The organism is Agrobacterium sp. CCNWLW155, from assembly GCF_036888815.1.
Lineage (GTDB): Bacteria > Pseudomonadota > Alphaproteobacteria > Rhizobiales > Rhizobiaceae > Agrobacterium > Agrobacterium radiobacter.
Map to the genome: position 1 here is coordinate 24,774 of NZ_JBAKFW010000010.1, position 23,742 is coordinate 48,515.

Here is a 23,742-nt window from a genome sequence, read left to right on the forward strand (position 1 = left end):
CCATGACACTTCTCGTTTTTGTCGGCTCTCTCCTGGGAGCCATGGCGATTGGCGTTCCCGTCGCTTTCTCGCTGATGTTCTGCGGCGTCGTGCTCATGTGGTACATGGGCATGTTCAACACTGCGATCATCGCCCAGAACATGATTTCGGGCGCGGATACCTTCACGCTGCTGGCCATCCCGTTCTTCATTCTGGCTGGTGAATTGATGAATTCGGGCGGCCTGTCGCGCCGCATCATTGATTTCGCCATCGCCTGCGTTGGTCATATCAGGGGCGGTCTCGGCATCGTTGCCATCGTGGCGGCCATCATCATGGCCAGCATCTCCGGTTCGGCGGCGGCCGATACCGCAGCCCTTGCCGCAATCCTCATCCCGATGATGGCGAAGGCCGGTTACAATATTCCGCGCTCCGGCGGCCTCATCGCGGCAGGCGGCATCATCGCACCGGTGATCCCCCCGTCCATGGCCTTCATCGTTTTCGGCGTCGCCGCAAACGTCTCGATCACCCAGCTCTTCCTGGCAGGTATCGTTCCCGGCATTCTGATGGGCATTTCGCTGATCGTCGCCTGGCTGATCGTCGTTCGCAAGGATGACATCAAGCCGCTGCCGAGAACGACAGCCAAGGAACGTCTCGTCGCAACCGCCCGCGCCGGCTGGGCGCTCGGCATGCCCGTCATCATCCTCGGCGGCATCAAGGCCGGCATCATGACGCCGACGGAGGCCGCCGTCGTCGCTGCCGCCTACGCGCTGTTCGTCGGCATGGTGATCTACCGCGAACTGAAGCCGGCGGACCTGTTCCACGTGCTTCTTCGCGCCGCCAAGAGCACCTCGATCATCATGTTCCTCGTCTGCGCTGCACTCGTTTCCGCGTGGCTCATCACGGCGGCGAACATTCCGAACGAAGTCGCAGGCTATATCGAGCCGTTGATCGACCGTCCGATGCTTCTGATGATCGTCATCATGGTGCTGGTCTTCATCGTCGGAACCGCGCTCGACCTGACCCCGACCATCCTGATCCTGACGCCTGTTCTGATGCCCATCATCAAGCAGGCAGGCATCGACCCGGTCTATTTCGGTGTACTCTTCATCATCAACAACGCCATCGGCCTGATTACCCCTCCGGTTGGCGTCGTGCTGAACGTCGTCAGCGGTGTCGGCCGCATCCCGCTCGGCAAGGTCACAATCGGCGTCTGGCCGTTCCTCGTCGCCGAAACCATCGTGCTGGCGCTGCTGGTGATATTCCCTGACATTGTCATGGTTCCGCTGCAGTACCTTCGTTAATCGATACTTTTTCTCGACCACAATCCAAGGGAGGATATTATGAGAAAGCTTCTTCTGACCACTACAGCGATTGCCTTCGCCGTTGGCGCCGCTGCCCCGGCAATGGCCGAATTCAACAGCCGTAACATCCGCGTTTCGAACGGCATCAACCAGGACCACCCGGTTGGCAACGGCATCAAGGCCATGCAGGCCTGCCTCGATGACAAATCCGGCGGCAAGCTGAAGCTCACGGCATTCTGGGGCGGCGCGCTTGGCGGCGACCTTCAGGCAACGCAGGCCCTGCGCTCCGGCGTTCAGGAAGCTGTCGTAACCTCGTCCTCGCCGCTCGTCGGCCTCATCCCGTCGCTCGGCGTCTTCGACCTGCCGTTCCTCTTTGCGAACGACAAGGAAGCCGATGCCGTCATGGACGGCGCCTTCGGCGACATGATGAACAAGAAGCTGGAAGAGCAGGGTCTCGTGAACCTCGCTTACTGGGAAAACGGTTTCCGCAACCTGTCGAACTCCAAGCATGCCGTGAACAAGTGGGAAGATTTCTCGGGCCTCAAGGTCCGCGTGATGCAGAACAACATCTTCCTCGACACCTTCCAGAACCTCGGCGCCAACGCAACGCCGATGGCCTTCGGTGAGGTGTTCTCGGCGCTTGAAACCAACGCGATCGACGCACAGGAAAACCCCTATGTGACGATCGACACCTCCAAGTTCTACGAGGTGCAGAAGTACATCACCGAGACGAACCACGCCTATACGCCGTTCCTCTTCCTCTTCTCCAAGCCGATCTTCGACAGCTACACGCCCGAAGAGCAGACGGCCCTGCGTGAATGCGCAGTCGTCGGCCGTGACGAAGAACGCAAGGTCATCCGCGAACTGAACCAGAAGTCGCTGGAAAAGATCAAGGCTGCCGGTCTCGAAGTGAACACGCTGTCTCCGGAAGAGCAGACCCGTATTCGCGAAAAGTCGATGGTCGTGTACGAAAAGCACAAGGCTGAAATCGGCGCGGACGTCGTTGACGCCGTTCTGGCGGACCTGAAGAAGATCCGCGGCCAGTAATCCTTACCGGATAAAATTGAAAACACCCGGAGGTTCCGCCTCCGGGTGTTTTTGTTTGTGAAAATGGCCGACAGAAAAAGGCTGCCGAAGCAGCCTTTTCAAAAGATCACGCCGTGCGGTTCTGCCGGTTGGCGATGAGGTCTTCGACCACCGCCGGATCGGCGAGCGTCGATGTATCCCCCAGCGCACCAAAGTCGTCCTCGGCGATCTTGCGCAGGATACGCCGCATGATCTTGCCGGAACGGGTCTTGGGCAAGCCCGGCGCAAACTGGATCTTGTCGGGTGTCGCAACCGGTCCGATCTCGTTGCGCACGTGTTTTACCAGCTCCTCGCGTAGCGCATAATCGCCATTCTGCCCCGCCATCAACGTGACATAACAATAAATGCCCTGTCCCTTGATGGGATGCGGATAACCGACCACGGCCGCTTCCGAAACCTGATGGTGCGACACCAGCGCCGATTCCACTTCGGCCGTGCCAAGGCGATGACCGGAAACGTTCAGCACGTCATCGACGCGGCCGGTGATCCAGTAATAACCGTCCTCATCACGACGGCAGCCGTCACCGGTGAAGTATTTGCCCTTGTAGGTCGAGAAATACGTATCGATGAAGCGCTGATGATCGCCATAGACGGAGCGCGACTGGCCCGGCCAGCTGTCGATGATGCAGAGATTGCCGTCAGCCGGCCCTTCCAGCACGTTGCCTTCGGCATCGACAAGTTGCGGCTGCACGCCGAAGAACGGCCTCGTCGCCGAGCCAGGTTTCAGATCGGTCGCACCCGGCAGCGGCGAGATGAGAATGCCGCCGGTCTCCGTCTGCCACCAGGTGTCGACGATCGGGCTCTTGTCTTCGCCGACCACATGGTAATACCACTCCCATGCTTCCGGGTTGATCGGCTCACCCACCGTGCCAAGAAGACGGATGCTGGAGCGCGACGAGCGCTGAACGAACTGGTCGCCCGCCCCCATCAGCGATCTGAGCGCCGTCGGCGCCGTGTAGAAGATATTGACCTTGTGCTTGTCGATGACTTCCCAGAACCGGCCCTGATCGGGGAAGTTGGGAACGCCTTCGAACATCAGCGTCGTCGCGCAATTCGCAAGCGGCCCATAGACAATATAAGAGTGTCCGGTGACCCAGCCGACATCGGCGGTACACCAAAAGACCTCTCCATCCTTGTAGTCGAAGACATATTCATGCGTCATCGACGTATAGACGAGATAACCGCCAGTCGTGTGCAGCACGCCCTTCGGCTTGCCGGTAGAGCCGGAGGTATAAAGGATGAACAGCGGGTCTTCAGCGCGCATCTTCACCGGCGGGCAATCCGGCTTAACGGTGGCGATTTCCTGATGGTACCAGATGTCGCGGCCGGGAGCCCAGCCGGTCTTGCCGCCGGTGCGGCGCACCACCAGAACCTTGTTAACGATGACATATTGCTTGGCGGCGATATCGATCGCCTTGTCGGTATTTTCCTTAAGGGGGATAGGCTTGCCGCCGCGCACGCCCTCATCGCAGGTGATGACGAAGGTGGACTGGCAGTCAACGATGCGGCCCGCCAGCGCTTCGGGCGAAAAGCCGCCAAAGACGACCGAATGGATGGCGCCGATACGGGCGCAGGCGAGCATCGCATAAGCCGCCTCGGGTATCATCGGCATATAGATGGTGACGCGGTCACCCTTCTTGACGCCGTGCTTCTTCAGCACATTCGCAAGACGGCAGACATAATCATAGAGCTGGTTATAGGTGATCTTCTTGTCGATATAGGGATTGTCGCCTTCCCAGATGATCGCCGTGCGCTCGCCATGCGTCTTCAGGTGACGGTCGATACAGTTATAGGAGACGTTGGTGAGGCCGTCCTCGAACCACTTGATCGGCACCCTACCCTTGAAGGACGTATTCTTGACCTTGGTATAGGGCTTGAACCAGTCGATCCGCCGGCCGTGCTTGTCCCAGAACTTTTCCGGATCCTCGACGCTCTCCTGATACCATTTCTGGTAACGCTCATTGTCGATGAGCGTGCGGGCCTTCGCCGATTTGAGAACCGGGTAGATTTTGGCAGACATGAACTCCTCCTGGAACCAGATATGGCTAGATATGCGTGACCTTGAGACTCCCACCTCAGGCATGTGTTGAATTCATAGCAGTTCAAATGCGCACGGCAATTAGACAAAGGTCATTTGTTTCGCAAAGAATTGCAATTATGATGCAATCCGGTTATAGAGCGCCAATATCCCGGAAATCAGTGGTTGATACCACGCCCGCGACACCGGCGCGGACGGACAGAAGGACTGTATCTATGGCTCAACAATTGCTCATGCCAAAAGCTACGGCTGTATGGCTGGTTGACAACACCGCGCTGTCGTTCGATCAGATCGCCACGTTCTGCAAACTGCATCCGCTTGAAGTCAAGGCAATTGCCGACGGTGAAGCCGCGCAGGGCATCAAGGGCCTCGATCCGATCGCGACCGGACAGCTTTCCCGCGACGAGATCGCCCGTGCCGAAGCCAATCCGAACCATAAGCTGAAGCTTTCCGAGCCGAAGGTCCGCGTGCCGGAATCCAAGCGCCGTGGCCCGCGCTACACGCCGGTTTCCAAGCGTCAGGACCGTCCGAACGCTATTCTCTGGCTCGTTCGCAACCACCCGGAACTGAAGGATGCGCAGATTTCGCGTCTCGTCGGCACCACGAAATCGACGATCGAGCAGATTCGCGACCGTACCCACTGGAACTCGGCAAACCTGACGCCGATGGATCCGGTAACGCTCGGCCTCTGCAGCCAGATCGACCTCGACCTTGAAGTCGAACGCGCCTCGCGCGGCCGCCCGCTGCCGACAGCCGAAGAGCTGGACAACACGCTGCAGCCGGCAACCGTGACCGAAGGTCTGGATTACAACCTCCAGCGCGAAGAAGACGAACAGATCGACGCCGATGCGGTCTTCAAGAAGCTCTCCTCGCTGAAATCCACGCAGAAGGACGAAGACGAGGACGATCAGTACTGATCGACGTTTTCGAATGCTTGAAACCCGGCCTCAGCGCCGGGTTTTTTGTTTATGGCCTTATCGCGTACCGAAGATGGCAGAACCTACACGCACACTGGTCGCGCCGAATTCGACGGCGGTTTCGAAATCGCCCGACATGCCCATGGAAAGCTTCTCAAGGCCGCACTCCCTGGCAAGCTTCGCCAGCAGCGCAAAATGCGGGCCGGGATTTTCATCGGCCGGCGGAATGCACATCAATCCCTCGATCTGCAATTTCAGCTCATCCCGGCAAAAGGCCACGAAAGCAACGGTCTCACGCGGATCGATGCCCGCCTTTTGCAGCTCAAGCCCGGTATTGACCTGAACATAAAACCGAAGGCTGCGGCCCTGCTTGCCGCATTCCTCGGCAAGCGCGCGGGCGATCTTTTCGCGGTCGACGCTCTCGACGACATCAAACAGCGCCACGGCATCCGCCGCCTTGTTGGATTGCAACGGGCCGATCAGATGCAACTCTATGCCGTCAGCCTTCTCTTTCAGCGCCGGCCACTTGCCCTGCGCTTCCTGCACACGGTTTTCGCCGAACACACGCTGGCCGGCATCGATGACCGGCTGGATAGCTTCCGCATCAAAGGTCTTCGAGACCGCGACGAGGGCAACATCCGCAGGCTTGCGGCCGGATTTTTCCGCGACATCACCAATGCGTTGCCTGACATCCTCAAGACGTGCTTCGATTTCCATCACAAGACCTTCATTTGAACCATTCGCAACGCTAACTAGACGCCGATTGCCTTGATGCCAAGCGGGTTTAGCACCATTTGAGGCACGCTGGCCAAGATTGAACGCCCGAATGCCCCGCCAAACTTGACGCCCCGGTCGTTTCATGGTGAAGGTCAGCGCAAATTTTTCCCCTCGATACCCGGAATTCTAAACAATGGCCATCGAACGTTACAATCCTCGCGACGCCGAGCCGCGCTGGCAGCAGAAATGGAACGAAGACAAGGTTTTCGTCACCGACAACAGCGATCCGCGTGAGAAGTATTACGTTCTAGAGATGTTTCCTTATCCATCGGGACGCATCCATATGGGCCATGTCCGCAACTACGCCATGGGCGACGTCGTCGCCCGCTACAAGCGTGCCCGTGGTTTCAACGTCCTGCATCCGATGGGCTGGGACGCCTTCGGCATGCCTGCCGAAAATGCCGCCATGCAGAACAAGGTTCATCCGAAGGACTGGACCTACCAGAACATCGCCACCATGCGCGGCCAGCTGAAATCCATGGGCCTGTCGCTGGACTGGACCCGCGAATTCGCCACCTGTGACGTGGAATATTACCATCGCCAGCAGGCGCTGTTCGTCGATTTCATGGAAAAGGGTCTGGTCTATCGCAAGCAGTCCAAGGTCAACTGGGACCCGGTCGACCACACTGTTCTCGCCAATGAGCAGGTGATCGACGGCCGCGGCTGGCGTTCCGGCGCGCTGGTGGAACAGCGCGAACTGACGCAATGGTTCTTCCGCATCACCGATTTCAGCCAGGACCTGCTGGACGAGCTGGATACGCTGGATCAATGGCCGGAAAAAGTGCGCCTGATGCAGAAAAACTGGATCGGTCGTTCCGAGGGGTTGTCGCTGCGTTGGCAGACCGTCGCTGAGACGGCGCCGGAAGGTTTCTCCGACATCACCGTCTATACGACGCGCCCGGACACGCTGTTCGGCGCATCCTTCCTGGCGATCGCCGCCGACCATCCGCTGGCGCGGGAACTGTCTGCGCAGAATCCTGCGATTGCCGAGTTCTGCGACGAATGCCGTCGCCATGGCACCTCCTTGGCAGCGCTGGAAACGGCGGAAAAGAAGGGTATCGATACCGGCGTCAAGGTCGTGCACCCGCTGGACCCGACATGGGAACTGCCGGTCTATGTCGCCAACTTCGTGTTGATGGACTATGGCACCGGCGCGATCTTCGGCTGCCCCTCCGGCGACCAGCGCGATCTGGATTTCGCCCGCAAATACGGCCTGCCGGTCGTCGCCGTCGTCGCACCGGAAGGTCCGGATGCCGCAAGCTTCACCATCGAAGACACCGCCTTCACCGATGATGGCGTGATGATCAATTCCGGCTTCCTGAACGGCATGAATACGACGGACGCTTTTGAGGCGGTCGTGCAGAAGCTCTCTGCTGAGATGCTGGGCAACACGCCGCAGGCCGAGCGCAAGGTCAATTTCCGCCTGCGCGACTGGGGCATTTCCCGCCAGCGTTACTGGGGTTGCCCTATCCCGGTCATCCATTGCGAAGTCTGCGGCGTGGTGCCGGTTCCGAAAAAGGACCTGCCGGTCAAGCTGCCCGACGACGTGACTTTCGATGTGCCCGGCAACCCGCTGGACCGGCACCCCACATGGCGCCATGTCTCCTGCCCGCAATGCGGCCATGACGCACGCCGCGAAACGGATACGATGGATACATTCGTCGATTCCAGCTGGTATTACACGCGCTTCACCGCGCCGTGGGAAGACGCACCGACCGACCCGAAGGTCGCCAACCACTGGCTGCCGGTGGATCAATATATCGGCGGTATCGAGCATGCCATCCTGCACCTGCTCTATTCGCGCTTCTTCACCCGTGCGATGCGCGAAACAGGGCATGTGGATGTCAAGGAACCCTTCAAGGGCCTGTTCACCCAGGGCATGGTGGTCCACGAGACTTACAGCCGCGGTGAAGGCACAACGCGTGAATGGGTGCCGCCTGCCGAACTGCGGATCGAGGAAAACGACGGCGCGCGCCGCGCCTTCCTGCTCTCTTCCGGCGAAGAGGTGAAGATCGGCTCCATCGAGAAGATGTCGAAGTCTAAGAAGAACGTGGTCGACCCTGACGATATCATCGCATCCTACGGGGCGGATACCGCACGCTTCTTCGTTCTCTCGGATTCGCCACCTGATCGCGACGTCATCTGGTCTGAAGCCGGTGTGGAAGGTGCAAACCGATTCGTTCAGCGCGTCTGGCGGATCATTGGCGAAGCAGCCGAACAGTTGAAGGGCGTGAAGCCGAAGCCGGCAACCGAAGGTGAAGGGCTGGCAGCCTCCAAGGCGGCCCACAAGACACTGAAGGCTGTCCAGGAAGATCTGGACAAGCTCGCCTTCAACAAGGCCATCGCCCGCATCTACGAACTGGTCAATGCGCTGGCCGGTCCGCTCGCCGATGTTGCTTCTGGCGGCAAGCCTGACGACGTCAAGGCAGCGGCGCGCGACGCCGTCGAAATCCTCATCCGCATCATTGCCCCGATGACACCGCATCTGGCGGAAGAATGCTGGTCGGCGCTGGGCAATACGGGCCTCGTGGCCCAGACACCATGGCCAAGCTTCGTCGCTTCGCTGGTCGAGGAAAACGACGTGGTCATGCCCGTGCAGGTCAATGGCAAGAAGCGTGGCGAATTGACAATCGCGCGCGATGCGGATCAAGATGCGGTCCGAACGGCCGCCCTTGCGCTGGATGCCGTCAAATCGATTCTTGCCGGTGGCGAGCCCAAAAAAGTCATCGTGGTTCCGCAGAGGATTGTGAACATTGTTGTCTGACGTTTTTTCAAGATGGAGCCGCGTCGCGGCAGCGATTTCCGTCGTGACGATGGCTGGTCTTCTGGCAGGATGCCAGGTGCGCCCGCTTTATGGCGAGGCTTCCGGAACGAAGGAGAGGCTGGCGGCTGTCAGCGTCTCCGAGACCGGTGGCAGAGTCGGGCAGGAAGTCCGCAATCAGCTGATCTTTCTGATGGCCGGCGGCGCGGGCCAACCGGCCACGGCGCAATATAACGTCAAAGTTTTTGTAAGCTCGAGCGCCACGTCAACGGAAGTGCAGAACTACGACCTGACGACCCGCGCGAACAACAATTACGACGGCCCCTATCCCGGCCGTGTCGTGATGAGCGGTCAATATGTGCTGACGCGCGTTTCCGACGGTCAGATTCTGCGCTCTGCACGCCGCAGCGTGACGGCGCAGGTGGACTTGCCGCAGCAGGAATTCGCCAAGATCCGTGCAACTCGCGACGCCGAGAATCGTGCCGCCCGGGAACTGGCTGAAATCATCCGCACCGATATCGCCGCCACACTCGGCCGCTGAGAGCGGCGGCCGTGACGGAGATAAAGTCCCATGAATTCGAGCGCTTCGCCGAAAATCCGGCGGAGCGCTTTCGCGTTTTCGTGCTCTACGGCCCGGATCGCGGCCTCGTATCGGAACGGGCGACCCTCATCGCCAAAAAGACCGGCATCGATCCCGACGACGCTTTCGCATCGCTAAAGCTGACCGCATCCGATCTGCAGGGCGACCCTGGCCGCCTGCTCGATGAAGTGAACGCCATCGGTCTTTTCGGCGGTGAAAAACTCGTCTGGGTCAAAGGTGCCTCCGCCGAAAAGGCGCTGGTGGATGCCCTCCAGATTCTGGCGGAAACGCCGCCGGAAGCGAGCTTCCTGATCATCGAAGCGGGCGATGTCAAAAAAGGTACCGGACTGCGCAAGATCGCGGAGCCTGCGCGCTCCATCGCCGCGATCCCCTGTTATGCCGACGATGCCCGCTCGCTGAATGCACTGATCGATCAGGAACTATCCGCAGACAATCTCCGCATCGCGCCTGCTGCGCGGCAGAGGCTGATAGAATCGCTCGGCGGCGACCGTATCGCTTCGCGCAATGAAATCCGTAAGCTCGCGCTCTATTGCCGTGGCGCGGACGTGGTCGAAGAAGACGACGTTCTCTCCATTATCGGCGATGCCAGCACGGTCTCCGCCGACGATGCCGTTGACGCCATCCTGAAAGGCGACAGAAACGCCTTTTTCCATGCGACGCAGAAGATCGTCTCTTCGAAGACGCCGATCTTCCTTGTGCTCCAGGGATGCCTCAAGCAATTCCAGCTGCTCGACCAGATGCGGGCCGAAATGGATGAGAAAAAACTGCAGGCCGGCCAGGTCATGCAGACGCTTGGACGCCACATCCACTTCCGCAGAAAACCCGTCATCGAAAGAGCGCTGCGAACTTGGCAGCCAGCGGCGATTGCCCGCGAGATGAACCGTCTGCAGGCCGCCATCCTGCAAAGCCGCCAGCGGCAAAGCCTGGAGGAAAGCGTGGCCCTTCTGACATTGCTCTCCACCACGCTGCAGTCCGGCCGCGGCGGATAAACAAAAAGCCCTCGTGCTGGGTGCAACGAGGGCTTTTCAAATATTTGTACAGGACCTTCGTAAATCCGAGGTCAGTCGCCCTTACCGGGCTCGGCAGAGAAATAAAGCTCCAGCTTGCCTTCAACGCCGTCCATTTCCTTGGCTTCCGCCATCGGGTCACGCTTGATTGTGATGTTCGGCCAGATTGCCGCATATTCGGCATTGAGCTTCAGCCACTTGTCGAGACCCGGCTCCGTATCGGGCTTGATAGCCTCGGCGGGACATTCCGGTTCGCACACACCACAATCGATGCATTCATCGGGATTGATCGCGAGGAAATTTTCACCCTCGTAAAAGCAGTCGACGGGGCAGACCTCAACGCAATCGGTATATTTGCAGCGGATGCAATTGTCGGTCACGACATATGTCATGATGAACTCCAGAATATGCAGGCCGGGTCTTTGGGCTTCGGAACACAAGCCGTCGCCCGGAATTCAGACAGGGCAATTTCGCAAGTGACGTAATGCCTTTGACTACAGATAGCAAGGATAAACAATTCTGAAAAACGGGTGCGACTTGGAGGTTTATTCTAATCTTTGCTTCCGTCGCTATCAGACAGAAACCTGTCGAGCGCCCTGCGCTCTTTTTTAGTCGGACGCCCGCTGCCCGGCTGGCGCAACGCCTGCTCGAGAGGCGTCAGCCTGTCGGAAGGTTCCCGTGGCGGTGTTTGGTCGTCATAGAGAAGTCTGGCTTCCTCATAGGGCCCACGCCGTGTTCCGCCGGACTTGACGACGAGCAACTTGTCCATGCGCTCGAAACCGATATCGAGCCTGTCACCCGCCTTCACCGCATGGCTGGGCTGGCGGATGGTAACCCCGTTGACCTTGACGTGGCCCGACTGAATGTAGCCTTGGGCAAGCGAACGGGACTTGGCCATACGGGCAAAGAACAGCCACTTGTCCAGACGCTGTCGCGTGCTTTCCAGTGGCTGTTCGCTGCTTCCCATAGGCTTACTTCTTCAGCTGCTCCTTGAGAGCAGCGAGCTTTGCGAAAGGTGAATCCGGATCGAGCGGCTTCTCCTTGCGCGGCGGCTTGGCTTCGAAGCGCTGCTGCCCCTGCGGCTTTCCGCCACGGTCATTGCGTTCCGGCCGGTCCTTGCGCTCCCCGCGATCATGACGATCATTGTTGCGGTTGTTGCCACGGTCGGGACGTCCGCCATCACGCTTGCGCTCGCCGTCGCCACTGCGATTGGCAGCTTCGCGGTTTGCACCGTCACGATTGCCGGGACGGCCTTCACCGCGACGCTCACCCTGTTCGCGGGCTCCCTCACCACGGCCTTGACCGCGATTGCCGGGACGACGGTTTTCGCCACGCTGATTTTCGTTGCGACCACCCGGACGCCACAGAAGGACAGGCTTGGGCTCGGCGGCCTCGGCGTTTTCCGACGCAGCCTCGGCTGCAGCAGCCTCTTCGCTGGCAGCTTCCGCAACCGGCGCCTCGGCAGCTTCGCCTTCCGCAACAGTCGCCGTTTCGGACACCTGCTCTTCGGAAGCCGGCTCGTGCTCCTCGGTCTCGATGCTTTCCTCTTCTGCCGTCGCCGCTTCTGCAGCAACCGGGGCAGAGGCACCGGCGTGACTGGCGAGGAAGGCCTGCGCCTCTTCCGCCGTCACCTGGTCGGCGCGGTAACCAAGGCCCTTCAGAATTTCTTCCATGTCGTCGAGCGTCGCGCCGAGAATGGAAAGCATGGCCGTCGTGGTCGTGAAACGGCGACCGTCATAGGCGCCTTCCGGACGCGGCTGCTGGCCGGGCTTCCACTGCAGGAGCGGACGGATGAGATCAGCCAGACGCTCGAGAATGTCGATACGCACGGCGCGCTTTCCGAGGAAACGGAAACCGGCGAGCTTATAGAACATGCGCTCGAAGCTGGCATCGGTGACGACCGAGGTACGGCCGGCGGCAAGCACCGGAATGAGATCACCATAACCCGGCTTGCCAAGGCCATCATTCTTCAAAGCCCAGAGCAGCGTGACGAGCTCCGCCGGAGCGGGCTTGAGCAGCGCGGGCAGGAAAACATGGTAGGCGCCGAAACGCACGCCGTAACGGCGCATGGAGGCGCGCGCGTCCTGGTCGAGAGACTTCACGTCTTCGGCAACGTCGCGGCGGAACAGCACGCCAAGATTTTCGACCAGCTGGAACGCCAGGCCCTTCGCCAGACCCTGAAGGTCTTCAGCGCGGGAAATATCGTCCAGCGGCTTCAGCACGGTCGCAATCTGATGATTGACGAAACGCTCGACGCGCGCCAGCGCGTGATCACGGGCATTGCCGCTCAACTGCTCGTCGGCAAGCAGGATCACCCGCGGCTTCATGATGTTGTCGCCGGCCGAAAGGCGGGCTACCGGCTCGCCCAACCAGCGAACCAGACCATCGGAGCTCAAAGCGAGATCGCCATTTCCACTGGCATGCAGACGCGCAGCACGCGCCTCGTATTCGAGCGCGAGCGCCTTCTGCGCCGCAGCCTGCACGGCCTTCTGATCCGGCCCTTCCATTCCCGGCACCGGCGTGAACCGGAACCCGGCCAACTGGCCGACGTGATGTCCTTCTACAAAGACATCACCATTTACACTGATTTCAGCTTCAAGCATCGCATTCTCTCTCAGGCGCCTCATGAGCACAGATGTCCTGCGATCAACAAAGCGTTTCGTCAACCTTTCATGTAGCGCATCGGACAATCGATCCTCGATTTCCCGAGTCTTTTCTTGCCAGTGTGTCGGATCGGCAAGCCATCCTGGGCGGTTCGATACATAAGTCCATGTTCTGATCTGCGCAATCCTCGCAGACAAGGTATCGATCTCTCCATCCGTCCGGTCGGCGCGGCGCACCTGCTCGGCCATGAAATCCTCATTCACCGCCCCCCGTTTGACGAGGTCGAAATAGAGCGTGGAGATCAGGTCGGCATGCTGTGCGGGGGCGATGCGGCGATAATCGGGCAGCGCGCAGGCCTCCCAGAGCTTTTCCACCCGCGAATCGGTGGTCGTCACATCAATGATCTCAGGATAACGCGACAGATATTCCAGCGCCTGCTGGTCAATTGCCGGCAGAGCGCGCGAAAGTCCCTGGATCGCCGGTGCGGCGTCGAGGCTCAGGCGCAGATTGGCGATGGAGGAAAAATCGAAATTTTTCGTCCGCCATTGCAGCACCTTCACCGCGTCGAACTGATGGGTTTCGATCCGCTCCACCAATTCGTCATCGAACGGATCGACACGCCCCGTCACACCGAATGTACCGTCGCGAAGGTGGCGACCGGCGCGGCCGGCAATCTGGCCGATCTCGCCGGGATTGAGATTGCGGAACTGATAACCGTCGAATTTGCGGTCCTGTGCGAAGGCGACATGATCGACATCGAGGTTGAGACCCATGCCGATGGCGTCCGTCGCGACAAGATATTCGACATCGCCGGACTGGTAGAGACCCACCTGCGCATTGCGCGTGCGTGGCGAAAGCGCACCCAGCACCACGGCTGCGCCACCGCGCTGGCGGCGCACCAGTTCGGCAATGGCATAGACCTCATCGGCGGAAAAAGCGACGATCGCCGTGCGCTGTGGCAGACGGGTTATCTTCTTCTGACCCGCATAAAAAAGCTGCGACAGGCGCGGACGTTCCACCACGGTAATTCCGGGCAGCAGCTTTTCGAGGATAGGGCGCATCGTGCCCGCGCCGAGCAGCAGCGTTTCCTCCCGCCCGCGCAGATGCAGCACCCGGTCGGTGAAGATATGCCCGCGCTCGAGATCACCCGCCAGCTGCACCTCGTCGATCGCGACGAAGGCGGCCGTCGTCTCGCGCGGCATGGCTTCAACCGTGCAGACGGAATATTTGGCTTTGGGAGGTGAAATCTTTTCTTCGCCGGTAATCAGCGCCACATTCGGCGCCCCAACCTTTTCAACGAGGCGGGTATAGACCTCCCGCGCCAGAAGACGCAGCGGTAGGCCGATGACACCGCTGCCATGCGCGACCATCCGCTCGATCGCGTAATGGGTCTTGCCGGTATTGGTGGGGCCGAGAACGGCCGTGACACCGCGGCCGCTCAGGATCATGGGGCGAAAATTCAACGTACTATCCGCGAATCGACTTCATCTGCTTGCCGTGCCGCTCACCATTGCTGATGCGGGCCGCACGCACCACACATGGCAACGCCCGCTGACAAAGGCAATAGGCCTTGCCCGCAAAGTGGCGCAAGGCGACCGATCCACGGAATTTTCCGTGCAGATTCAGCAAGTTGAAGAAACAAAAAGAATCCGGCGAAAATCGAATCGATTCGGCTACGGAACAGTCTGCGAACGAATCGAATACGAATCGCTGACTCCGCATGATTCAGCTTTTGTTCTCCGCAATATCTGGTTGGCGAGCGCGCAGACCATACCAGATTATGAATCCGGATAAGTCCTTGGCCGGATTCATCTTTACGGAAGGGCGTCGGGGCAGAAAATACCGGGATAGGCTGTCAAGCGGCAATCCCGGAAAAGCCGATCCGAAATATATGCGAAGGGCTGGATCAAAGCGCCTCGCCGGCAAGCAGACGCGGCGCATTCGCATCCATCGTGCCGGCGGCCTGGCCGATGAAATAGGACTTCAGACCCGGCAAACGATCCACGACGCCGAGACCGAAATCACGCATGACACGGATAGGACCAATATCATTGGAGAAAAGCCGGTTCAGCACATCGGTCGTCACGCCCATCCGCAATGTATCGAAACGCCGCCAGGACTGGTAACGCTCCAGAACATTGAGAGAGCCGATATCGAGGCCCAGACGGTCTGCCTCGACCACCGTTTCCGCGAGCGCCGCCACATCCTTAAAGCCAAGATTGAGGCCCTGCCCGGAAATCGGGTGAATGCCGTGCGCCGCGTCACCCGCAAGCGCAAACCGTGGCGCGACGAAGGAGCGCGCCAGCGTCAGCCCCAGCGGGAAGGCGCGGCGGGGACCGACGGGACGCAGAGGACCGAGCTTGTGACCGAACCGGCGCTCCAGCTCTTCTTCAAACACCAGATCGTCGGAGGCCACCAGCCTGTCGGCATCGGCCGTGCGTTCGGTCCAGACGAGCGAAGACCGGTTTCCCTTCAAGGGCAGGATGGCGAAGGGGCCCGATGGCAGAAAATGCTCCTCCGCACAACCCTCATGCGGCCGCTCATGCTCAACGGTCGTCACGATACCGGACTGATCATAAGCCCAGTGCACCGTCTTGATGCCAGCCATGTCCCTGAGTGCCGAGCGAACCCCGTCACAGGCAATTAGCAATCGTGCTTCGAGCATTGACCCGTCGGAAAGACTGATGGCCGTCGACTGCGGCCCCGCGGCGAAATCGGAAACACTGAGACCGTGGCGGATTTCTATGCCAAGGCGTTCGCACAGGCCCCGCAACGCACCCACCAGAGCGACATTCGGAACCATATGGGCAAACGGCCTGCCCTCCTCTACGGCACCGTCGAACGTCAGGAACACGGGACGCACCGGATCGGCGGTCTTCGAATCGGTGACGATCATCTTGTGGATCGGCTGGGCTTCCGGCTCAATCTCGCTCCAGATGCCGAAAACATCGAGCATCCGGGTGGCCGCCGCGATGATGGCGGACGCACGGACGTCCTTTACCCAGACATCCTCGGGAGCGGCCTCGACCACCTGCACATTAAGATGCCGGGCCGCCTGCTTGATTGCAACAGCAACGGAAAGACCGACATATCCGCCGCCTGCCACCACTACGTCCAGCATCACGCTTCTCCTCAAATCTTGTGCACGCATCATCGGCGCACTATAGACCATGTGACGTCTTCCTACAGCCGGAGCAGGCCGAAAAAATGTCGCATCCCTCGCAAACGTCAGACCCGATGGCCAATCTCATCGCCACGCTCGATCTCGAGAAGCTGGAGGAGAACCTGTTCCGGGGCGAAAGCCCGCAAATCGGCTGGCAGCGGGTTTTCGGCGGTCAGGTCATCGCGCAGGCCCTGATTGCCGCCCAAAGGACCGTGGATGACGACCGTTTCGTGCACTCGCTGCATGCCTATTTCATGCGCCCGGGCGATCCGCTGGTGCCCATCGTATACCAGGTAGAGCGCATCCGCGATGGCGCGAGTTTCTGCACCCGCCGTGTCGTCGCCATTCAGCATGGCAAAGCGATTTTTTCCATGTCTGCTTCGTTTCAGATTTTCGAGGATGGTTTCGACCATCAGATCAAGATGCCTGATGTGACGCCGCCCGAAAAGCTGATGAGCGAAGAGCAGATGCAGGCGGCCTTCCTCGCCAAGGCGCCCGCTTCAATTCGCAAATACTGGAGCAACAAGCGGCCGATCGAGATAAGGCCGGTTTCGCTGACCCACTATATCTCGAAAGAAAAGCTGGAACCGCAGCAGGATATCTGGGTCCGCGCCGTCGGCGACGTGCCGGATGATCCGCGTCTGCAGTCGGCCATTCTCGCTTATCTCTCAGATATGACCCTGCTCGACACCTCGCTCTACGCCCATGGAACAACGATCTTCGATCCCTCCATTCAGGTGGCGAGCCTCGATCACGCCATGTGGTTCCACCGCCCCTGCCGTCTGGACGACTGGCTGCTTTACACACAGGATAGCCCCAGCGCTTCCGGCGCTCGTGGTTTGACCCGTGGCAATATTTTCACCAGACAGGGTGAACTGGTCGCTTCCGTGGCGCAGGAGGGTTTGATCCGCAAAAGGGCAAATGATTAAATAATGTGCTTTTTCTGAAAATCGCACATTTAATAGACGCAAATTTTGGCGACAAATGCCCCTTTTTCAGACGCCTTTCATATAAGTTTTATATTTCAATACGTTAGATACACACTCAAAACTGGCACGCCCTTTGAATGTATGTCCTCAGTCGCTGTTACTGATCTGCCAGCGGCAGGAGAGTCGGCTCCGTGCCGAGGACAAAACAAAGGATGGGAAACCAGATGAAAATTGTGATGGCCATTATCAAGCCGTTCAAGCTGGATGAAGTGCGCGAAGCGCTCACCGGCGTCGGCATCCAGGGCCTGACCGTGACCGAGGTAAAGGGTTACGGACGCCAGAAGGGGCATACCGAGATTTATCGCGGCACGGAATATGCGGTGAGCTTCCTTCCCAAGCTGAAGATCGAGATCGCAGTTCCATCCGACGTCGTCGACAAGGCCGTCGAGGCGATCGCGTCTGCGGCAAAGACCGGGCAGATCGGTGACGGCAAGATCTTCGTCTACTCTATCGAACAGGCCGTGCGCATCCGTACCGGCGAAACCAACACAGAAGCGCTTTGAAGCACGGCTGACAGGGGAGTTTTCTAACTATGCAACTCAACAAATTTTCCACGCTCGGCAAGCTGGGCGCCGCAGCGGCGGCCCTGATGGCGCCGGCCATCGCCTTTGCCCAGGATGCCGCGCCGGCAGCAGCCGCAGCGCCCGTTCCTGAAAAAGCCGACACCGCATTCATGTATGTCGCGACGATCCTCGTGCTGTTCATGATCCTTCCGGGTCTGGCGCTGTTTTACGGCGGCCTCGTCCGCACGAAGAACATGCTCTCCGTTCTCATGCAGTGCACCGTCATCACCGCGGTCATGATGCTCATCTGGGTCATCTACGGCTATTCTTTTGCCTTTGGCGGCGGCACCGGCCCCTATTTCGGCGGTTTCGGCAAGCTGTTCCTGTCGGGCGTTTCGCTTGACAGCACCTCGGCAACCTTCTCCCAGGGCGTCGTGATCTACGAATACACCTTCATCGCCTTCCAGATGACCTTTGCGGCCATCACCCCGGCGCTGATCATCGGTGCCTTCGCAGAACGCGTGAAGTTCTCCGCCGTCATTCTCTTCACCATCCTGTGGGCCACCTTCGTTTACTTCCCGATCGCTCACATGGTCTGGGACGCGAATGGCCTGATCTTCGGCATGGGCGCTCTCGACTTCGCCGGCGGCACGGTCGTTCACATCAATGCCGGTATCGCCGGTCTGATCGGCGCGATCATGGTTGGCAAGCGTACCGGCTTCGGCAAGGACATGATGGCCCCGCACTCCATGACGCTGACGCTGGTTGGCGCAGCCATGCTGTGGTTCGGCTGGTTCGGCTTCAACGCCGGCTCCAACCTCGAAGCATCTGGCGGTGCGGTTCTTGCAACCATGAACACCTTCCTCGCCACTGCAGCAGCCATCGTTTCCTGGTCGCTGGTTGAAAGCTTCACCCGCGGCAAGGCTTCCATGCTGGGCGCAGCTTCGGGCATGATCGCCGGCCTCGTCGCCGTAACGCCTGCGGCCGGTTCCGTCGGACCCATGGGCGCTATCGTTCTCGGCCTCATCGTCTCGCCGATCTGCTACTTCTTCGTCTCGGTTGTGAAGAACAAGTTCGGCTACGACGACACAGCTGACGTCTTCGGTGTCCACGGCATCGGCGGCATCATTGGCGCCCTCGGCACCGGCATCTTCACGTCTCCGCTGCTTGGCGGCACGGGCAAGGCCGATTTCTCCATCGCCTCGCAGGTCTGGACGCAGTTCGTCGCCGTCGCCATCACCATCGTCTGGTGCGCCATCGTCTCGGCGATCCTCTACAAGATCGTCGACGTGATCGTTGGTCTCAGGGTTCCGGTCGAAGCCGAACGCGAAGGTCTCGACCTCGCGACCCACGGCGAAGCCGCCTACCACTCCTGATATCACGGAAGAGGGGTTCTCCATCCCCTCTCCCAAAAGAAGGCCCGCTTCGGCGGGCCTTTTTCTTTGACGCAAACCCGTGAACGCTCAAAAAACCGCATGGTTAATACGACATTAACCAGCAAGCGGTTAGTTTTCCCTGTCAATCCGGGATTTGGTCACCAGCCGAATCTTGCCGAAACCAAGAAAAGCGACGGGTTCAGGGACATGGGCAGAATGCATTCTCCGACATTCGATGGTCGTCACACACGCTTCGTGCTGACGGCGTTTTTCGTGCGTCAGATCATGGCTCTGGCCGGTTTCGCTATGCTGGCCACGATCGCGCTGGGCATTGCCGCACTCGCCACATGGAATGTGGCGGATCCGAGCCTCTCCTATGCGACAGGAAACCAGCCTACCAATCTTCTGGGTTACGGTGGTGCGATTTTCGCCGATATCGTGATGCAGTTCCTCGGGCTTTCCGCAATCATCTCGCTTCTCCCGGTCATCGCCTGGGCGATCGCGCTGATCGCCAATCGTAAATTCCACCGCATACCCGTCCGCCTCGTGGCCTGGATCGCTGGCGCCATTGTCTGCGCCGCCTCGCTCGGCTGTTTTCCTGCCCCCGTCACATGGCCGCTTCCGAACGGCATCGGCGGTGTCATCGGTGACATGATCCTGCGTTTTCCCGCCCTTTTTATCGGCGCTTACCCCACCGGCACGATCGCCACGGTACTGGGTGTCATATTCGCGGCACCGGCTGCCTGGCTGATGCTGTTTGCCGCCGGTATTGTGGGCGGCCTGGACGATGAACTGGAGCGGGAAGAAGCCGCTCCGGTCACCACCAGCAAGGCCCGCGCAGCCCGTGAAGTCGAAGAGGATGACGAAGACGACGGCGAAGGCTTCTTCACCAATATGCTCGCCTTCGGCGCGCTTACGCATTATTGGTACATCACCCAGGCGCGCTTGCGCCGCCTGTTCGGCCTGAAGTCGAAGTCCCTGCACGATGAGTTCGAACATCCCTATGACTTCAACGAATATGAATTCGGCACGCTGAACGAACCTTCTCGCCTCAAGACCGCAATCAACCGCCTCGACCAGCGCGCAGAGCCGTCTTTCGAAGAACGCGCCGCATCGCGTCGCCAGATGTCACCTCCATCCATCGCGCTCGGTCATGACGAGGACATGGATAACGAACCGCCCTTCGACGCGGACGAACGCCGGCTGCCGGACGGCATTCTCTCCGACGACGAGGCCGACCAGAAATTCACCGCCAGACAGGTGCCGGGACGCGGACAGCCCAGAATAACAGCACCTTCCGCACGACCGAAGCCCAGCGAGCGCGTGGCAAGGGAGGCGCAGGCCTCCTTCATCGCCGCAGACGGTTTCCAGCTGCCAACCGTCCATCTTCTGGCAGAACCGAAGAATGTCGTTCGCGACAATATGCTGAGCGAGGAAGTGCTGGAACAGAACGCCCGCCTTCTGGAAGGCGTTCTCGAGGATTTCGGGGTCAAGGGCGAAATCATCCATGTCCGCCCCGGCCCGGTCGTCACGCTTTACGAACTGGAACCGGCGCCCGGCATCAAATCCTCGCGCGTCATCGGTCTTGCTGATGACATCGCCCGCTCCATGAGCGCGATTGCCGCCCGTGTCGCCGTCGTTCCCGGTCGCAACGCCATCGGCATAGAACTGCCGAACCAGACGCGCGAAACCGTGTTCCTGCGCGAACTGATCGGCAGCCGCGATTTCGAAAACAGCAAGGCGAAGCTCGCCATGGCGCTCGGCAAGACCATCGGCGGCGAACCCGTCATCGCCGATCTTGCCAAGATGCCGCATCTGCTGGTCGCCGGCACCACCGGCTCGGGCAAGTCGGTTGCCATCAACACCATGATCCTGTCACTGCTCTACCGCATGTCGCCGGAACAGTGCCGCCTGATCATGATCGACCCGAAAATGCTCGAACTGTCGATCTATGACGGCATTCCGCATCTGCTTTCCCCGGTCGTTACCGATCCCAAAAAGGCCGTGGTGGCTTTGAAGTGGACGGTGCGTGAGATGGAAGAGCGCTACAAGAAAATGTCGAAGATCGGCGTGCGCAATATTGACGGCTTCAACAGCCGCGTGCAGCAGGCGCTCGACAAGGGTGAAATCCTTACCCGCACGGTCCAGACCGGTTTCGACCGCCAGACCGGTGAGGCGATCTACGAAACGGAAGAATTCGACCTGAAGCCACTGCCTTATATCGTCGTCATCATCGACGAAATGGCAGACCTGATGATGGTTGCCGGCAAGGACATCGAAGGCGCGGTGCAGCGTCTGGCGCAGATGGCGCGTGCCGCCGGCATCCATGTCATCATGGCCACCCAGCGTCCGTCCGTCGATGTCATCACCGGCACGATCAAGGCAAACTTCCCAACCCGCATCTCCTTCCAGGTGACGTCGAAGATCGACAGCCGCACCATCCTTGGCGAACAGGGCGCCGAACAGCTGCTCGGCATGGGTGACATGCTCTATATGGCGGGCGGCGGGCGCATCCAGCGCGTACACGGCCCCTTCGTTTCCGACAATGAAGTCGAAGAAATCGTCGCCTATCTGAAGACACAAGGGTCGCCGGAATATCTGGAAGCGATTACCGAGGAAGACGACGAGGAAGGCAATGGCGGCGGCCCGGCCGGCGCAGGCAACTTCTCCGATTCCGAAGACCCCTACGATCAGGCCGTGGCCGTCGTGCTTCGCGATGGCAAAGCCTCCACCTCCTATGTGCAACGGCGTCTCGGCATCGGTTACAACCGCGCCGCCTCGCTGATCGAACGCATGGAGCAGGAAGGCATCATCGGTCCCGCCAATCACGCCGGAAAACGCGAAATCCTCGTGCCAACGGAAGCAGACATCATCGAGCGGTAACGTCCGCAACCAAGCGGGGCGGAGAAGCGTTATTCCACGCTTTCAACGTCATGAAGCCGCCGCCTTTTATGCGGACAATCGCTGCGATGAAGGAGAATAGAATGAACGACCTCACCACCGGCGAAACGGCCACCGCAAACGCAACGCAAAACGGCGTGACGCGACGTGGCGTGCTGACGGCATTTTCCATGGCCGCGGTGATCGCCGGCCTGTCGCCGCTTGACGCCTTTGCCCAGGCGGCCGGCAATAGCGCGACCGCACAGAAAATCGCCAATCACTTCTCGTCGGTCAAAACCATGATGGGGGAATTCGTCCAGTTCGGCCCGCGTGGTGAGCAGACCGGCGGCAAGTTTTACATCGAACGGCCCGGCAAGCTTCGTTTCAATTACGAGGACCCTTCGCCCATGCGCGTCATTGCCGACGGCAGGAACGTCGTCATCGGCAATATGAAGCTGAAGACATGGGATCTTTATCCGCTCTCCAAGACGCCGCTCAGCCTGCTTCTGTCCGACAAGATCGATCTCGGCAACCAGAAGGTCCGGAACGTGAAGGAAGAATCGGACCTGACTACAATCGTGCTGGGCGACAAGAGCGTCTTCGGCGATTCCACCATTACCCTGATGTTCGATCCGAAGACCTTCGACCTGAGGCAATGGACGACGACCGACGCCCAGAACAAGGACACGACCGTCATGATCTTCAACGTCCAGACCGGCGTAAACCTTGATGAACGCGTCTTCAGCATCAATTATGAGGAAGTCCGTAAAGGCGGCTGAGGCATCAGGCCCACGGAAACTTTTCGAAAGGCGGCCCTGCGGTCGCCTTTTTCATTTTAGCGCTAAAATAAATTCCCGTTTTCATCGCGATGTTATAAGCCTGCGCCCCGGAAACATGTCACGGGCCATGCGGTTCGCGGCAATAAAAGCGGAGCACATGCATGTCGTTTTCGATAACCACCTGGAACATCAACTCGGTCAGGCTCAGAATGCCGATCGTTGAGCAGTTTCTGGTGCGTTACAAGCCCGACATTCTCTGCCTGCAGGAAACGAAATGCCCGAATGGCGAGTTTCCGATGAAGCCGCTGAAGGCGCTGGGTTATGAGCACGTCATCATCCATGGCCAGAAGGGCTATCACGGCGTCGCCATCGCCTCGAAGATTCCGCTGACCGAAGATCATCGACAGGACTATTGCGGAATCGGTGACGCGCGGCACATTTCCGCGATTTTCCAGGTTGGATCGCGCCGTGTGCGGCTGCATAATTTTTATGTGCCGGCGGGCGGTGACGAGCCGGATCGCTCAATCAATCCGAAATTCGGCCACAAGCTCGATTTCATCGAGGAAATGAAGGCGCTGCGTGCCGATGGCGTGCCCGGCACCTCGTCCATTCTCGTCGGCGATCTCAACATCGCACCGCTCGAAAATGACGTCTGGTCCCACAAGCAGCTTCTGAAGATCGTCAGCCACACGCCTGTCGAAACCGAGGGGATGCTTGACATCATGAAGCAGGGCAACTGGCTTGATCTGATGCGTCTGAACGTGCCTGAGACTGAAAAGATCTATACTTGGTGGAGCTACCGCGCCAAGGATTGGGAGGCGGCTGATCGCGGCCGCCGTCTTGACCATATCTGGTCTTCGCAGGATCTCGGCCCCTCGCTTGAAAAAATCGACATATTGCGCGAGGCCCGTGGCTGGAACCGGCCATCGGACCACGTTCCGGTCACCGCCCAGTTCCGGTTTTGAGCCGGCGCGTTTGACT

The 23,742-nt window shown here is 59.5% G+C and carries 19 protein-coding genes; 13 read left to right on the forward strand and 6 right to left on the reverse strand.

The features are described 5' to 3' along the window. Positions 1 to 2 precede the first annotated feature (2 nt). Together V6S97_RS22775 and V6S97_RS22780 are read left to right on the forward strand one after the other, a co-directional pair. Positions 3 to 1,280 carry a TRAP transporter large permease gene (locus tag V6S97_RS22775; protein ID WP_003505178.1) on the forward strand — a complete coding sequence of 426 codons (1,278 nt, stop codon included), beginning with the start codon at positions 3 to 5 and terminating at the stop codon, positions 1,278 to 1,280. A 39-nt stretch (positions 1,281 to 1,319) separates the two neighbouring features. Then, a complete protein-coding gene (locus tag V6S97_RS22780) occupies positions 1,320 to 2,327 on the forward strand; it encodes a TRAP transporter substrate-binding protein (protein WP_060727351.1) in 1,008 nt (335 codons plus the stop codon). A 106-nt stretch (positions 2,328 to 2,433) separates the two neighbouring features. Here the strand turns inward: V6S97_RS22780 and acs are convergent, their stop codons facing one another. Then, positions 2,434 to 4,386, reverse strand: coding sequence for an acetate--CoA ligase (gene acs / locus V6S97_RS22785; RefSeq protein WP_003505182.1), 1,953 nt, complete (start codon positions 4,384 to 4,386; stop codon positions 2,434 to 2,436). A 233-nt stretch (positions 4,387 to 4,619) separates the two neighbouring features. Here acs and V6S97_RS22790 point away from each other — a divergent pair, with 233 nt between their 5' ends. Continuing rightward, on the forward strand, positions 4,620 to 5,321 hold the full coding sequence (locus V6S97_RS22790; protein ID WP_003505184.1) for a DUF1013 domain-containing protein: 702 nt from the start codon (positions 4,620 to 4,622) through the stop codon (positions 5,319 to 5,321). 57 nt (positions 5,322 to 5,378) lie between these two features. Here V6S97_RS22790 and V6S97_RS22795 read toward each other — a convergent pair whose 3' ends face one another. Further along, positions 5,379 to 6,038, reverse strand: coding sequence for a YggS family pyridoxal phosphate-dependent enzyme (locus tag V6S97_RS22795; RefSeq protein WP_003505186.1), 660 nt, complete (start codon positions 6,036 to 6,038; stop codon positions 5,379 to 5,381). Between the two features lie 193 nt (positions 6,039 to 6,231). Between V6S97_RS22795 and leuS the strand changes: the two genes are divergently transcribed. Genes leuS through holA form a run of 3 tightly spaced genes read left to right on the forward strand, consistent with a single transcriptional unit; the run spans position 6,232 to position 10,449 of the window. Next, a complete protein-coding gene (leuS, locus tag V6S97_RS22800) occupies positions 6,232 to 8,862 on the forward strand; it encodes a leucine--tRNA ligase (protein ID WP_003505188.1) in 2,631 nt (876 codons plus the stop codon). Further along, complete coding sequence (gene lptE / locus V6S97_RS22805) at positions 8,855 to 9,400, forward strand: LPS assembly lipoprotein LptE (RefSeq protein ID WP_003505190.1); 546 nt, start codon at positions 8,855 to 8,857, stop codon at positions 9,398 to 9,400. Before leuS ends, lptE begins: the two co-directional genes overlap by 8 nt. Positions 9,401 to 9,411: 11 nt before the next feature. After that, positions 9,412 to 10,449 carry a DNA polymerase III subunit delta gene (gene holA / locus V6S97_RS22810; RefSeq protein ID WP_003505192.1) on the forward strand — a complete coding sequence of 346 codons (1,038 nt, stop codon included), beginning with the start codon at positions 9,412 to 9,414 and terminating at the stop codon, positions 10,447 to 10,449. A gap of 71 nt (positions 10,450 to 10,520) precedes the next feature. Here the strand turns inward: holA and fdxA are convergent, their stop codons facing one another. The 3 genes from fdxA to V6S97_RS22825 form a co-directional block, all read right to left on the reverse strand. Further along, a complete protein-coding gene (fdxA, locus tag V6S97_RS22815) occupies positions 10,521 to 10,859 on the reverse strand; it encodes a ferredoxin FdxA (protein WP_003505193.1) in 339 nt (112 codons plus the stop codon). Positions 10,860 to 11,017: 158 nt separating this feature from the next. After that, on the reverse strand, positions 11,018 to 11,434 hold the full coding sequence (locus tag V6S97_RS22820) for an RNA-binding S4 domain-containing protein (protein ID WP_003505195.1): 417 nt from the start codon (positions 11,432 to 11,434) through the stop codon (positions 11,018 to 11,020). Positions 11,435 to 11,438: 4 nt separating this feature from the next. Beyond that, positions 11,439 to 14,519 (reverse strand): helicase-related protein, encoded by a 3,081-nt coding sequence (locus V6S97_RS22825; RefSeq protein WP_003505197.1) that lies wholly within the window; start codon positions 14,517 to 14,519, stop codon positions 11,439 to 11,441. Between V6S97_RS22825 and V6S97_RS22830 the strand changes: the two genes are divergently transcribed. After that, a complete protein-coding gene (locus tag V6S97_RS22830; RefSeq protein ID WP_003505199.1) occupies positions 14,518 to 14,865 on the forward strand; it encodes a hypothetical protein in 348 nt (115 codons plus the stop codon). The genes V6S97_RS22825 and V6S97_RS22830 overlap by 2 nt on opposite strands. 112 nt (positions 14,866 to 14,977) lie before the next feature. On the opposite strand, the gene V6S97_RS22835 is transcribed toward V6S97_RS22830, so the two are convergent. Continuing rightward, the gene (locus V6S97_RS22835) at positions 14,978 to 16,303 is read right to left on the reverse strand and encodes a ubiquinone biosynthesis hydroxylase (protein ID WP_409338804.1); all 1,326 of its coding nucleotides are present in this window, start codon (positions 16,301 to 16,303) and stop codon (positions 14,978 to 14,980) included. Between V6S97_RS22835 and tesB the strand changes: the two genes are divergently transcribed. The 6 genes from tesB to V6S97_RS22865 all read left to right on the forward strand — a co-directional run bounded on the left by tesB (position 16,279) and on the right by V6S97_RS22865 (position 23,726). Next, on the forward strand, positions 16,279 to 17,163 hold the full coding sequence (gene tesB / locus V6S97_RS22840) for an acyl-CoA thioesterase II (RefSeq protein ID WP_003505201.1): 885 nt from the start codon (positions 16,279 to 16,281) through the stop codon (positions 17,161 to 17,163). The two genes, V6S97_RS22835 and tesB, sit on opposite strands and share 25 nt — an antisense overlap. A gap of 212 nt (positions 17,164 to 17,375) precedes the next feature. Beyond that, positions 17,376 to 17,726, forward strand: a complete 351-nt coding sequence (locus tag V6S97_RS22845; protein WP_004444057.1) for a P-II family nitrogen regulator — start codon at positions 17,376 to 17,378, stop codon at positions 17,724 to 17,726. A gap of 29 nt (positions 17,727 to 17,755) precedes the next feature. Then, complete coding sequence (locus V6S97_RS22850) at positions 17,756 to 19,102, forward strand: ammonium transporter (RefSeq protein ID WP_003505203.1); 1,347 nt, start codon at positions 17,756 to 17,758, stop codon at positions 19,100 to 19,102. 216 nt (positions 19,103 to 19,318) lie between these two features. Beyond that, entirely contained in the window at positions 19,319 to 21,985 is a 2,667-nt protein-coding gene (locus tag V6S97_RS22855) for an FtsK/SpoIIIE family DNA translocase (protein ID WP_334427781.1), read from the forward strand. 50 nt (positions 21,986 to 22,035) lie between these two features. Beyond that, positions 22,036 to 22,761, forward strand: coding sequence for an outer membrane lipoprotein carrier protein LolA (locus tag V6S97_RS22860; protein ID WP_161974148.1), 726 nt, complete (start codon positions 22,036 to 22,038; stop codon positions 22,759 to 22,761). 161 nt (positions 22,762 to 22,922) lie between these two features. Then, positions 22,923 to 23,726 (forward strand): exodeoxyribonuclease III, encoded by an 804-nt coding sequence (locus V6S97_RS22865; RefSeq protein WP_003505210.1) that lies wholly within the window; start codon positions 22,923 to 22,925, stop codon positions 23,724 to 23,726. The last annotated feature ends 16 nt before the right edge of the window (positions 23,727 to 23,742 follow it).

What these genes read in the sequence shown, in the direction of transcription:
- V6S97_RS22775 (WP_003505178.1), top strand. Translation starts at nt 3, where the DNA reads ATGACACTTCTCGTTTTTGTCGGCTCTCTCCTGGGAGCCATGGCGATT.
- V6S97_RS22780 (WP_060727351.1), top strand. Translation starts at nt 1,320, where the DNA reads ATGAGAAAGCTTCTTCTGACCACTACAGCGATTGCCTTCGCCGTTGGC.
- acs (WP_003505182.1), bottom strand. Translation starts at nt 4,386, where the DNA reads ATGTCTGCCAAAATCTACCCGGTTCTCAAATCGGCGAAGGCCCGCACG.
- V6S97_RS22790 (WP_003505184.1), top strand. Translation starts at nt 4,620, where the DNA reads ATGGCTCAACAATTGCTCATGCCAAAAGCTACGGCTGTATGGCTGGTT.
- V6S97_RS22795 (WP_003505186.1), bottom strand. Translation starts at nt 6,038, where the DNA reads ATGGAAATCGAAGCACGTCTTGAGGATGTCAGGCAACGCATTGGTGAT.
- leuS (WP_003505188.1), top strand. Translation starts at nt 6,232, where the DNA reads ATGGCCATCGAACGTTACAATCCTCGCGACGCCGAGCCGCGCTGGCAG.
- fdxA (WP_003505193.1), bottom strand. Translation starts at nt 10,859, where the DNA reads ATGACATATGTCGTGACCGACAATTGCATCCGCTGCAAATATACCGAT.
- V6S97_RS22820 (WP_003505195.1), bottom strand. Translation starts at nt 11,434, where the DNA reads ATGGGAAGCAGCGAACAGCCACTGGAAAGCACGCGACAGCGTCTGGAC.
- V6S97_RS22830 (WP_003505199.1), top strand. Translation starts at nt 14,518, where the DNA reads ATGGGGCGAAAATTCAACGTACTATCCGCGAATCGACTTCATCTGCTT.
- V6S97_RS22825 (WP_003505197.1), bottom strand. Translation starts at nt 14,519, where the DNA reads ATGATCCTGAGCGGCCGCGGTGTCACGGCCGTTCTCGGCCCCACCAAT.
- tesB (WP_003505201.1), top strand. Translation starts at nt 16,279, where the DNA reads ATGTCGCATCCCTCGCAAACGTCAGACCCGATGGCCAATCTCATCGCC.
- V6S97_RS22845 (WP_004444057.1), top strand. Translation starts at nt 17,376, where the DNA reads ATGGGAAACCAGATGAAAATTGTGATGGCCATTATCAAGCCGTTCAAG.
- V6S97_RS22850 (WP_003505203.1), top strand. Translation starts at nt 17,756, where the DNA reads ATGCAACTCAACAAATTTTCCACGCTCGGCAAGCTGGGCGCCGCAGCG.
- V6S97_RS22855 (WP_334427781.1), top strand. Translation starts at nt 19,319, where the DNA reads ATGCATTCTCCGACATTCGATGGTCGTCACACACGCTTCGTGCTGACG.
- V6S97_RS22860 (WP_161974148.1), top strand. Translation starts at nt 22,036, where the DNA reads ATGAAGCCGCCGCCTTTTATGCGGACAATCGCTGCGATGAAGGAGAAT.
- V6S97_RS22865 (WP_003505210.1), top strand. Translation starts at nt 22,923, where the DNA reads ATGTCGTTTTCGATAACCACCTGGAACATCAACTCGGTCAGGCTCAGA.